Source organism: Kitasatospora putterlickiae, assembly GCF_039527695.1.
Classification (GTDB): Bacteria; Actinomycetota; Actinomycetes; order Streptomycetales; family Streptomycetaceae; genus Kitasatospora; species Kitasatospora putterlickiae.
Map to the genome: position 1 here is coordinate 18112 of NZ_BAAAKJ010000056.1, position 11066 is coordinate 29177.

The 11066-nt window shown below is 73.1% G+C and carries 9 protein-coding genes and 2 pseudogenes; 7 read left to right on the plus strand and 4 right to left on the minus strand.

Features of this window, described 5'->3' with window-relative positions; genetic code table 11:
* Positions 1-408: pseudogene (locus ABD308_RS06565) on the minus strand (hypothetical protein); the annotation flags it as partial.
* Positions 409-495: 87 nt separating this feature from the next.
* Positions 496-993: an SRPBCC family protein gene (locus ABD308_RS06570; RefSeq protein ID WP_344328755.1), complete on the minus strand. Its 498-nt coding sequence runs from the start codon at positions 991-993 to the stop codon at positions 496-498.
* A 114-nt stretch (positions 994-1107) separates the two neighbouring features.
* Here ABD308_RS06570 and ABD308_RS06575 point away from each other — a divergent pair, with 114 nt between their 5' ends.
* Complete coding sequence (locus ABD308_RS06575; protein ID WP_344328778.1) at positions 1108-1977, plus strand: Fpg/Nei family DNA glycosylase; 870 nt, start codon at positions 1108-1110, stop codon at positions 1975-1977.
* An 84-nt stretch (positions 1978-2061) separates the two neighbouring features.
* Here ABD308_RS06575 and ABD308_RS06580 read toward each other — a convergent pair whose 3' ends face one another.
* Complete coding sequence (locus tag ABD308_RS06580) at positions 2062-2916, minus strand: SAM-dependent methyltransferase (RefSeq protein WP_344328786.1); 855 nt, start codon at positions 2914-2916, stop codon at positions 2062-2064.
* A 174-nt stretch (positions 2917-3090) separates the two neighbouring features.
* Between ABD308_RS06580 and ABD308_RS06585 the strand changes: the two genes are divergently transcribed.
* The 6 genes from ABD308_RS06585 (at position 3091) to ABD308_RS06610 (ending at position 10407) form a co-directional block, all read left to right on the plus strand.
* Positions 3091-4020 carry a polysaccharide deacetylase family protein gene (locus tag ABD308_RS06585; RefSeq protein ID WP_344328795.1) on the plus strand — a complete coding sequence of 310 codons (930 nt, stop codon included), beginning with the start codon at positions 3091-3093 and terminating at the stop codon, positions 4018-4020.
* Between the two features lie 186 nt (positions 4021-4206).
* A complete protein-coding gene (locus tag ABD308_RS06590) occupies positions 4207-4533 on the plus strand; it encodes a hypothetical protein (protein ID WP_344328804.1) in 327 nt (108 codons plus the stop codon).
* 154 nt (positions 4534-4687) lie between these two features.
* On the plus strand, positions 4688-6373 hold the full coding sequence (locus ABD308_RS06595) for a beta-N-acetylhexosaminidase (RefSeq protein WP_344328812.1): 1686 nt from the start codon (positions 4688-4690) through the stop codon (positions 6371-6373).
* A gap of 92 nt (positions 6374-6465) precedes the next feature.
* The gene (locus ABD308_RS06600) at positions 6466-7542 is read left to right on the plus strand and encodes a class I SAM-dependent methyltransferase (protein WP_344328821.1); all 1077 of its coding nucleotides are present in this window, start codon (positions 6466-6468) and stop codon (positions 7540-7542) included.
* Between the two features lie 106 nt (positions 7543-7648).
* Positions 7649-8521, plus strand: coding sequence for a sulfurtransferase (locus tag ABD308_RS06605; protein ID WP_344328825.1), 873 nt, complete (start codon positions 7649-7651; stop codon positions 8519-8521).
* A 362-nt stretch (positions 8522-8883) separates the two neighbouring features.
* The gene (locus tag ABD308_RS06610; protein ID WP_344328828.1) at positions 8884-10407 is read left to right on the plus strand and encodes a M1 family metallopeptidase; all 1524 of its coding nucleotides are present in this window, start codon (positions 8884-8886) and stop codon (positions 10405-10407) included.
* An 84-nt stretch (positions 10408-10491) separates the two neighbouring features.
* Here the strand turns inward: ABD308_RS06610 and ABD308_RS06615 are convergent.
* Positions 10492-11066: pseudogene (locus tag ABD308_RS06615) on the minus strand (condensation domain-containing protein); the annotation flags it as partial.

The window sequence follows — 11066 nt, forward strand, 5'->3', positions numbered from 1 at the left end:
GGCGGCCAGACCCAGCGCGCCGTGCAGGACCAGCAGCGCCGCCAGCCCGGCCGGCCGGGAGAGGCCGTGGCCGAGCAGGAACCCGCCGAGCGAGCCGCCGCCGCAGAGCAGCGGTTCGAGTCCGCGCCCGGTGCCGGGCGGCAGCGAGGGACAGGTCGACTGGGCGAGGTCGAACAGGGCGCTCAGGCCGAGTTCCAGCGGCAGGAAGACCGCCGCGACGGCCCGGTAGCCGCGTTCGCGGCCGGCCAGCGCGAAGGCCACCGCGAAGACCGCGGCGCCGGCCAGGACCAGCGTGCCGAGCGGCAGCGGACGGCCGGTGACCAGCACCTGACCGAGCCCCGCGAGCAGCACGAGCAGCGCGGCGAAGATCGCCGCGCGCAGCGTCCTGGGGAGCGGGGCCGTGCTCATGGGACCCGAGTGTGCCACAGGTGGGGGGCCGGACGACGCGTCCGGCGGGCGCCTGTGAAGATCCTCACCACCAGCCCTGAGCTGCGCTTATATGCCGTTTACCGAGACGATCCCGGGTGTCTGGACGACCGGCTCGGGTGGTACGGCGGCCGCCGCCACCCGGGCCTCGACGAGTTCCCGGAACCGGGCCAGGTCGGTCCGCACCGAGCGCTCGATGGCCCCGGCCAGCGCGAAGCCGCCCGGCCCGCCGAACACCTCGTGCACCTCCCGCGGGTCGTACTCGACGCGGATCTGCACCCGGGTGTGCGTGCGGTCGAGCGGGCGCAGCGCGAAGGCGCCGTGCAGCGGCAGGCCGTCCAGGGTGCGCCAGGTCATCACCCGGCCGCGCCCGCGGTCGGTGATCTCGGTCTCGACGTCCCGCCCGGCGCCGTCGATCTCCACCTCCAGGTGGGCGAGGTTGCGGCCGTGCGGCTGGGCGCGGCGGACGCCGTCGACGAACCGCGGGTAGTCGTGGACCCGGTGCAGTTGCTCCCAGGCGGCCAGCACCGGGGCCTCGATGTCGATCTGTTCCTCAAGCGTGCTCATGACGGGGCCGGACCTCCTCGGCTGGCGCGCGGTCCACCCCTCCAGCCTGCGCCGCGCGCCGGTGGACGGCAAAGGCGGCGGGCGGCCCGCGGGCGGCCGGGGGAGACTGGGCGCATGCCGGAACTGCCCGAGGTCGAGGCCCTGACCGCCTACCTGTCGGAACGGCTGACCGGGCGGGTGATCGCCGAGGTCCAGCCGGTGGCGATCAGCGCCCTCAAGACCTACGACCCGCCGGTGACCGCGCTGGCGGGCCGGACGGTCGGCCCGGTGGTGCGGCACGGCAAGTTCCTCGACATCGAGGCCGGCGGGCTGCACCTGGTGGTCCACCTGGCCCGGGCGGGCTGGCTGCGCTGGAAGGAGGGCCTGCCCGCGCTGCCGCCGCGTCCGGGCGGACGCAATCCGCTGGCGCTGCGGGTCCGGCTGGAGGGCCCGGACGGGGACGGCTTCGACCTCACCGAGGCGGGCAGCAAGAAGGGGCTCGCGGCGTACGTGGTGCGGGAGGCGGCGGAGGTTCCGGGGGTGGCCCGGCTCGGTCCCGACCCGTTGGCCCCCGGCTTCGACCTGGAGCGCTTCCGCGCGCTGCTGAGCGGTGAGCGGCGCCGGATCAAGGGGGTGCTGCGGGACCAGAGCGTGCTCGCCGGCGTCGGCAACGCCTACTCGGACGAGGTGCTGCACGCGGCGCGGATGTCCCCGTACAAACTGGCGGCCGACCTGTCGGCGGAGGAGACGGCGCGGCTGTTCGAGGCGCTCGGCACGACGCTGCGCGAGGCGGTGGAGCGCTCGCGCGGGCTGGCGGCGGGGGAGCTGAAGGCGGAGAAGAAGCTGGGCCTGAGGGTGCACGGGCGGACCGGGCAGCCGTGCCCGGTCTGCGGGGACACCGTGCGGGAGGTGTCCTTCGCGGACTCCTCGCTGCAGTACTGCCCGACCTGCCAGACCGGCGGCAGGCCGCTCGCGGACCGGCGGATGTCCCGTCTGCTGAAGTGAACCCCGGGAGCGCCCGGCCTGCGGGCCGGCCCCGCCCGGCGGGGGGTGGGCGGGGCCGGTGGCGGCCGGGTTCCGGGCGGTGGCTCAGATCTTGCGGGCGACGCCGCCCCAGTAGTACGCCGCGTACGGGTCCTCGGACCGCTCGCCCTCCGGGTGCCAGGCCATCACCGGGGCGACGCCGGGCTCGACCAGCTCCCAGCCGTCGAAGAACCGGGTGACCTCCTCCTTGGTGCGCGGCACCAGGGTCATCCCGGCGGCGCGGGCGGAGGCGGTCACCTGGGCGACGGCGGCCTCGTTGAAGTCCTGGGTGGGGTGGGTCAGCGCGAGGTAGCTGCCGGAGGGGAGCGCGTCGCGCAGCGCGGCGACCTTGCCCCACGGGTCGTCCTCGTCGGCGATCAGCATCAGCACGGCGATCATCAGCAGGCCGACCGGCTGGGAGAGGTCCAGCGTCGAGGTGAGGGCCGGGTCGGCCAGCAGTTCGGCGGGCTTGCCCAGGTCGGCGTGGATGTAGGTGGTGCGGCTGGCCGGGGTGGAGACCATCAGCGCGCGGGCGTGGGCCAGCACGATCGGGTCGTTGTCCACGTAGACCACCCGGGTGCCGGGGCTGACCGACTCGGCGATCTCATGGGTGTTCGGCGAGGTGGGGATGCCGGTGCCGAGGTCGAGGAACTGGCGGATGCCGTAGCGCTCGGCGAGGTGGCGCACGGCGCGCTTCTGGAAGCCGCGGTTCTCCTTGGCCTGCGCCTTCATGGTGGGCACGGCCCGCTCGATGGCCTGGCCCATCGCGCGGTCCGGCGGGAAGTTGGTCTTGCCGCCCAGCCAGTAGTCGTAGACCCGGGCGGAGTGCGGGGTGCTGGTGTCCACCCCGTACTTCTCCCACTGGCTCAGCTCGGCGTCGTCGTTGTCGGAGCGGTCGGCGGAATCCTGACTTCTCGTCATGGCCACGTCCTCTGAAGACAGATCATCACACTGGGAGAGGTCAGAGTAGCGGGCCTGACGGGGATCCGGTCACGGGGTGGGCGAACCGGTCGTGACATGGGCCGTTGGGGTGGTGATCGAGCCCGTCGGGGTAGCCGCTGGGAGGCCGGTCGGTGAACGGGGGAGATATGCGCCATGCTGTCTGATCGTCAGATTACTTCGCGAAGATTGCTGCTGGTCGCGGCGGGGATGTCGCTGCTCGGACTGACCGGCTGCGGCCGGGCGGCGGAGGTGGTGCGGGCCGCCCGGGCGCTGGAGTCCCAGGGGCCGGACGCCGTCCCGGACTCCCCGGCCGCCTCGCCGTCCGCCGCCCCGAGTCCGTCGGCCGCCCCGAGTCCGTCCGCCGGGCCGTCCGAGACGCCGGCGGGCGCCGCTCCCGCCCCGGCGTCGGCCGCCGCGATGACCCCGTCGGCGGCGGCGTCCGCTCCCTCGGCTCCGGCCTCGGCTCCCGCGCGGACCCTGACGGCCGGGGAGAGCCGACCGGTGTACGAGCTGAACGCCGAACGGCGGGTGGTCGCGCTCACCATCGACGACGGCCCCGACCCCCGGCACACCCCGACCGTCCTGGCGCTGCTGGAGCAGTACGGCATCCGGGCCACCTTCTTCCTGATCGGCGAGAACGCCGTCGAGCACGCCGGCCTGGTCCGCGAGATCGCCGCCCGCGGCCACCACATCGCCAACCACACCTGGACCCACCCCGATCTGCGCGGCCTCTCCGAGGGCAAGGTCCGCGACGAGCTGGAGCGCACCTCCGACCTGCTGCACCGGACCACCGGCAAGGTGCCGACCTGGTTCCGGGCGCCGGGCGGCGACTGGTCCTCGACGGCCCTGCGGGTCAGCGCCGACCTGGGCATGCGGCCGATGGCCTGGTCGGTCGACCCCCGGGACTGGGCCCGTCCCGGGACGGGCGTGATCACCGACCGGATCCTCAAGGACGTCCGCCCCGGGGCGATCGTGCTCAACCACGACGGCGGCGGGGACCGCTCGCAGACGGTGGCGGCGCTGAAGGCCTATCTGCCGGTGCTGATCGATTCCGGCTACTACTTCACCGCGCCGCCGGGGTGAACGCGCGGCCGGGTGGCGCGGGCGGTGTTCCAAGCAAACGGGCGAACGGATAAGTCGCGGGAAACACGTTTAAACCACCCGAAAGGATGGATTAGCAGAATCGTTTCCCTGCTTTTTGGGCCTCTAGGGTGATCTCGCACCAATTCCCCAGGTACCGCCGTGTACCGCCTGAAAGGGCCACCCGTCATGCGTCTGCGCAACGCCCTGCTCGCCGCCACCAGTGCCATCGCGCTCGTCCTCGCCGTGCCGCTCTCCGCCAACGCCGCCACCGGCGAATTCCGCTACAAGTACGGCGCCGACGACACCGGCGCGCTGATCGACCCGAAGAGCAGGTCCTGCATCGACCTGCCGGAGGCCACCGCCGCGGAACCGGCGTTCGCGCCGTCCAACCAGACCGGCTCGACCGCCACCGTCTTCCTCGACTCCGGCTGCGCGGGCGACACCTATTTCGCGCTGCGGCCGGGCGGGCGCGCCGGCAACCGGCTGCTGGTCCGCTCGGTGGTCTTCTCCTGAGCGGTCCGGTCGAGGCGTGCTCCAGCGCAGGGGGGGTCTTCTGCGAAGCGAATTCGTACGAAGCGCGGGACAAGACGGAGATTGGTTGAGACCATTCCGGTGAACCGGCCGTGAACAGCGGCCGGTGGAGTGCCTGACGACACCGGGAGCGGCCGTGCCGATTCGAACAGCCGGGCTCTCCGCCCGGACCCGCAGAGTGCTGGTCCTCGCCGTCGTCCTGCTGCTCGCGGCGGTCGGCTTCGGGGTGCAGCGGGCGATCGGCGGCGAGGACGCCGACCAGGGCGGGCCGGGCGGGACCGGCGCCGTACCCGCCGGCCCGCGCACCGCCGACCGGATCGTCCCGGTGCCGCACTCGGTCACCGCCGGCTCCGGCCCCGGCTACCGCCTGACCGAGCGCACCGTGGTGCGGACCGTCGCCGGGACCGAGGCCGTCGAACGGCAGGCCGGGGAGGTGCGGCGGGTCGCCGAGCAACTCGCCGAGGCGCTGCGCCGCCCGACCGGGCTGCCGCTCCCGCTGGCGGACGAGGCCTCCGCCGCGGCGGGCGCCGAGGGCATCAGCCTGCTGCTCGACCCCGCGCTCCCCGAGGAGACCGGCACCGAGGGCTACCGGCTGACCGCCGACGCCACCGGCGTGCGGATCACCGCGCGCACCCCCGAGGGCCTCTTCCGGGGCACCCAGACCCTCCGTCAGCTGCTGCCCCCGCAGATCGAGAGCCCGCGAGCGGTCACCGGCGGCCCGGACTGGACGGTCGCGCCGGTCACCGTCGAGGACCGCCCGCGCTACGGCTACCGGGGCGCGATGCTCGACGTCACCCGCCACTTCTTCACCCCCGCCGAGGTCAAGGGGTTCATCGACCGTCTCGCGCTCTACAAGCTCAACCACCTCCACCTGCACCTGAGCGACGACCAGGGCTGGCGGATCGAGGTCCCGTCCCGGCCCGCGCTGACCACGGTCGGCGCGGTCAGCGAGGTCGACGGCACCCCCGGCGGCTTCTACACCGCGGCCGACTACCAGGAGATCGTCCGCTACGCGCAGCAGCGCTACCTGACGGTCGTCCCGGAGATCGACCTGCCCGGTCACAGCAACGCGATCCTGGCCTCCTACCCCGAGCTGGACTGCACCAGGAGCGCCCGCCCCTGGCCGTACACCGGGATCGAGGTCGGCTTCTCCACGCTCTGCCCGACCGGCGACGCCGTCTTCTCCTTCACCCAGGACGTGATCACCGAGCTGGCCCGGATCACCCCGGGCCCGTACCTGCACATCGGCGGTGACGAGGTGAAGAACATCTCCCCGGCCGAGTACGCGGCGTTCGTGAAGCGGGTGAACGACCAGGTGCTCGCCGCCGGGAAGACCCCGGTCGGCTGGAACCAGACCGCGCCGGGCGGGGTCGGGGTGCTGCAGTTCTGGGACGGCCGGTCCGGGCGGGACGCGGAGCTGATCGAGGCCGCCGAGCGCGGCGCCAAGGTGATCATGTCGCCCTCCGGACGCACCTACCTGGACATGAAGTACGAGCGCGGCTACCCGCTCGGGCTGGTCTGGGCCGGCACCATCGACGTCTGGACCGCCTACTCCTGGGACCCGGACACCCTGCTGCCGCTGCCCGGCGGCTCCGTGCTCGGCGTCGAGGCGCCGCTGTGGACGGAGACCCTGGACACCCCGGAGGAACTCGACCTCATGCTGCTGCCCCGGCTGCCCGCGCTCGCCGAGCTGGGCTGGTCGTCCAAGGAGAGCCACTCCTGGGACCGGTTCAAGAGCCGCCTGGCCGAGGAGGGCGCGCGCTGGGAGGCGGCCGGCTACCGCTACGAGAAGCGGCAGGAGGTGCCCTGGCCCGCGCCGTAGGGCCGGGGATCAGGGGTGGGGAATCGTCCCGTGGCGGCGTAGCGTGACGAGGGGAGGGTTCGCGCAGGTCCCGAGACGGCGCTGGAGGAACCATGTCCGAACGGGAACCGGACCCGGCGAAACAGGAGGAGTTCGCGGGTCGTGTGGTGCAGGTGCTCAATGACGCCTGCCTGGGATTCATGGCCAGCGTCGGCCACCAGACCGGCCTCTTCGACACCATGGCCGGGCTCGCGCCGTCGACCGGTGAGGAGGTCGCCCGCGCCGCCGGGCTGGACGAACGCTACGTCCGCGAGTGGCTGGGTGCCATGGTGGTCGGCGGATTCGTCGAGTACGAGCCGGAGTCGCGCACCTATCGGCTGCCGCCCGAACACGCGGCGTCACTGACCCGGGACGCCGGGCCGGACAACCTGGCCGGGATGATGCGGTACCTGGCGCTGATGGGCCAGGTCGAGGAACGGATCGTCGAGGTGTTCCGCGAGGGCGGCGGGCTGCCGTACTCCGCCTACCCGCGCTTCCAGGCGCTGCAGGGCGAGGAGACGGCCGCCCTGTACGACCTGGCGCTGGTGGACGCCATCGTGCCGCTGGTGCCGGGGCTCACCGAACGGCTGCGCGAGGGCATCGACGCGGTCGACCTCGGCACCGGGCAGGGGCACGCCGTCAACGTGCTGGCCAGGGCCTTCCCGGCCAGCCGGTTCACCGGTGTGGACATCTCCGAGCAGGGCATCGGCGGGGCCAAGGCCGAGGCCGCCGCGCACGGCCTGGACAACGCCCGCTTCGAGCTCGCCGACTCCGCCGGCCTGACCGGCTCGTACGACCTGGTCACCGCCTTCGACGTGATCCACGACCTGGCCCGGCCGGACCGCACGCTGCGGGCCGTCGCGGCCGTGCTGCGGCCCGGCGGCGTCTTCCTGATGGGCGACATCGCGGCCAGCAGCCGGCTGGAGGAGAACATCGGCCATCCGCTCGCCCCGGCGCTGTACACCTTCTCGACCTTCTACTGCATGACGGTCTCGCTCGGCGAGGGCGGTGCCGGGCTCGGCACCGTCTGGGGCGAGCAGACCGCCCGCCGGATGCTGGCCGAGGCGGGCTTCGGCTCGGTGGAGGTCGAGCGGATCGAGGGCGACCCGCTGAACCAGTACTACGTGGCCAGGCTGGCCACGGCGGCGTAGCGGCTCCCCGGCGTCACGGTTCCCCGGCGTAGCGGCGGGTCCGGGTGGCCGGGGCGGGGGGTGCGGACGTAGGTTCGAAGGGTCCCCGTGTGAAGGGAGGGCGGCCATGACCGGCGACGGCTACGCACACCCCGAGGCACTGGTCGGCACGGAGTGGCTGGCCCACCACCTGGACGACGGCACGCTCCGGGTCGTCGAGGTGGACGAGGACACCGAGGCGTACGGCCGAGGCCACCTGCCCGGCGCGGTCGGCTGGAACTGGACCACCGACCTGCACACCCCGGTCGGCCGCGACTACGTGGACCGCGCGGGCGTCGAGCACCTGCTGCGCGCCGCCGGGGTGGAGGACGACACCACCGTCGTGCTCTACGGCGGCAACGACAACTGGTTCGCCGCGTACGCCTACTGGCTGCTGCGGCTGCGCGGCTTCGGCCCGGTGCGGCTGCTGGACGGCGGGCGCAAGAAGTGGGAGCTGGAGGGGCGCGAGCTGACCGAGGAGGTCATGGACTACCAGCACAGCCCCTACCGGCTGACCGGGCCCGAGCACCCCGAGGTGCGGGCGCTGCGGGACGAGGTGCTGGCCAAGGCGGAGGTCTTCGCCAAGCCGGGGTCGGACGCGGCGCTGGTGGACGTCCGCTCGCCCGCCGAGTACCGGGGCGAGGCGCTGGCGCCGCCGCACCTGCCGCAGGAGCAGGCACAGGTGCCCGGCCACATCCCCGGCGCGGTCAACATCCCCTGGTCGCGGGCGTCGAACGAGGACGGCACCTTCCGCTCGGCGGAGGAGCTGCGGGCGCTGTACGGCGGGCAGGGCGTGGAGCCGGAGCGCGAGGTGATCGCCTACTGCCGGATCGGGGAGCGCTCGGCGCACACCTGGTTCGCGCTGACCGAGCTCCTCGGGTACCCGCACGTGAAGAACTACGACGGCTCGTGGACCGAGTACGGTTCGCTGGTCCGCGCGCCGGTCGCCCTGGGGTCCTAGGCCCTCTCTTTTGGATCACGCCAGGCGGTCGCCGCCGGAGCACGCACCTCGCCGGCTTGTCGTCGGTCGCCGATGCTCCGCATGGACTCCCTCCTCCGCACCGCCGATGCACGCTCCCTCCTCGCCCGCCCACGGGCAGGAGGGGCCCATCAACGACGCCCACTGGTCCGACGTGATCCGAAAGAGAGGGCCGAGCCGTAAGGACCGGCCGGTTCATGACCCGCCGTCACCGTTCGGCGGCGGCTTGATGTCGGCCTGTATCTTCTGATGAACATCTCATTGTTCAGGCGTAGGTCAAGGGCCGTTGGGACAAGGATCGATCCGACCGACCCGTTGTCCCAGTGACCCTGTGGAGGACCACTGTGCGCAAGAGGCTGATCGTCTCTGCCGCCGCCGGCGCGCTCGCCCTGCTCCTGACCGTTCCCGCCTCCGCCGCCCAGGCCGGACCGGGCGCCGCAGGCATCGGCGACCCCTACTACCCGTACGCCGGAAACGGCGGCTACGACGTCTCGCACTACGACATCCGGCTGAAGTACCAGCCCGCCACCGACGAGCTGGAGGGCACCACCACCATCCTGGCCACCGCCACCCAGGACCTCAGCCGCTTCAACCTCGACTTCGTGCTCCAGGTCAAGGAGGTGCTGGTCAACGGCCGGGCGGCGAAGTTCGCCACCTCCGGCGACCAGGAGCTGGAGATCACCCCCGCCCGGACGATCGCCAAGGGCAGTCCGGTCACCGTCGTCGTCCGCTACGCCGACAAGCCCGGCGAGGTCGAGCGCGGCGGCTTCTCCGGCTGGATCCGCACCCCCGACGGCGGCGTGGTCGCCAACGAGCCCGAGGGCTCCGCCTGGTGGTACCCCAGCAACGACCACCCCACCGACAAGGCCACCTTCGACGTCTCGGTGCTGGTGCCGAACGGCACCCAGGTGATCAGCAACGGCCCCCTGACCACCAGCCAGCGGCCGGGCTGGACCCGCTACAACTACCGGCAGACCAAGCCGCAGGCCACCTATCTGGCCACGCTGGCGGTCGGGAAGTTCGACCTCCGCCAGGACACCACTCCGAGCGGGCTGCCCGTCATCACCGCCTACAGCCCCGACCTCGGCGTCAACGCCGGCGCGGCCCAGGCCAGTGTCGAGCGCACCGGTGAGCTGGTCGACTGGCTGAGCGGCGTCTTCGGGCCCTACCCGTTCGACTCGGTCGGCGGCTACGTGCCCAACGTGACCACCGGGTACGCGCTGGAGACCCAGGGGCAGATCTTCTACAGCCCCGCGCAGTTCGCGCGCGGTGCCAACACCTCCGTCGTGGTCCACGAGCTGGCCCACCAGTGGTACGGCGACAGCGTCTCCGTGCAGCGCTGGAGCGAGATCTGGCTCAACGAGGGCTTCGCCCGGTACGCGCAGTGGCTCTGGTCGGAGCACGAGAACGAGGGCACCGCCCAGGAGCTGGCCGACTTCACCTACGACCTCCACCCGGCCGACGACCCGTTCTGGTCGATCGAGCCGGGTGACCCGGGCGCGGACCACCAGTTCGCCGGCGCCGTCTACGACCGGGGCGCGATCGCCATCCAGGCGCTGCGCAACGCCGTCGGCGACGACAGGTTCTTCGCGATCCTCAAGGGCTGGCCGGCCGAGCGCAAGTACGGCAACGCGACCATCCAGCAGTTCCAGGCGTACGCGGAGCGGGTCTCCGGCAAGCCGCTGGGCGAGCTCTTCAACACCTGGCTGTACACGCCGGCGAAGCCGCCGGTGGGCTCCTCGGGCGTCGCGGCCGCTCCGGCGGCGGGGGCGGGCCTCGCGGCGGGCGCCGCGCCGGGTGCGCGGACCGAGCCGAAGTCCTGGAAGAAGATCCAGGAGACCAACACCGTGCATGAGCACGGTAGGTGATTGGTCGTCAGATATAGGTCGCCTTTGAAGGGCCGGGGCCCGGCCGTCCGGACGTGAGCGGACGGACGGGCCCCGGTCGCCGTTTCAGCCCCGCAGGGCGCGTTCCTCGGCGAGCACCAACTCCTCGATGCCGTACAGGAAGCGCTCCATCGCGGGCCGGGGCAGCACCGCCGGGTCGGCGGTCATCGCGAGCCGCAGCGCGGCGGGGGTGCGCAGGGCGTCCAGGGCGTAGGTCAGGCCGGGGCGGGGGTCGAAGTCGACGGGCCAGCTGAGGGTGGTGCGCCCGTCGCTGCCCCCGTCCCCGTCCTGGGCGGGCGCGGGTTGGTCGGCCGGGGCGGCCAGGCCGCTCGGGATCAGGTCCCGGGTGTCGTTGAAGACGCAGGAACGGTCGGCGAGCGGCACCTGCTCGGCGGTCAGGCGCTCCACCTCGGCGTCGAGCAGGCGCCGGTCGTAGTAGGCGTGCCGGTAGGCGGCGATCGACGCGGCGTGGGTGCGGCGCACCGCCTCGCCGAAGTCGCCGTCGGCGTCCGGGAGGTGGAGCAGCGCGTCGCCGGCGACCACGCTGACGGCGTCGGACAGGCCGGACAGGAAGCGGTTGTTGACCACGACCTGGAGCACCGCGTCCGATCGCCCGGCCAGCCGCGCCGTCATCGCGGCGG